The organism is Flavobacterium maritimum (assembly GCF_040049085.1).
GTDB classification, from domain to species: Bacteria; Bacteroidota; Bacteroidia; order Flavobacteriales; family Flavobacteriaceae; genus Flavobacterium; species Flavobacterium maritimum.
Map to the genome: position 1 here is coordinate 1 of NZ_JBDLZY010000034.1, position 562 is coordinate 562.

1 protein-coding gene is annotated in these 562 nt (G+C 36.5%); it reads right to left on the reverse strand.

Going from position 1 to position 562, the window contains the following annotated elements:
• The coding region (locus ABEB23_RS18160; RefSeq protein WP_348814131.1) for a DUF5009 domain-containing protein at positions 1-546 on the reverse strand (546 nt) is incomplete at its 3' end.
• Between the last annotated feature and the right edge of the window lie 16 nt (positions 547-562).

Genomic DNA, 562 nt, shown 5'->3' on the forward strand with positions numbered 1-562 from the left:
ATTCGTTTTCAAATACAAAAGCGAAGTAAAAAAATAAACAATGGCGATTCTTTGCAGAACACCGGGAATTCTAACGTCTTCAAATCCTTCCAAGCCGCTGTAGGTTAGAAAAAGTAATACGGTTAAAATTGCGAAAACCAGATAAGTTTTGACTTTTAAAGTAAAATTTCCCAAAAGTGCATAAGCAATTCCGAAGAAAATAATAAGTCTCAAAGCCAAAAGCGGAATTCCTTCCAGACCAAACAAATGAATTCTGCCAAAAAAGCCCAGAGATAATCCTAAACAAAAGATTCGCAGAGAACGGACTAAAATTTTATTAAAAACAGCGCTGTCCAGATGTTTCACGGGCATAGCAAATGGTATTGCTGTTCCCATTATAAATACGAAAAAAGGAAAAACTAAATCGGTTGGTGTACAGCCGTGCCATTCTGCATGTTCTAATGGCGGATAAATCGAAGACCAGCTTCCGGGATTGTTTACTATCGTCATCAGGAAAATAGTAAATCCTCTAAATACATCAAGTGAGGTTAAAAGTTCTTTTGTCATGGTTTCTCGGTTTGTT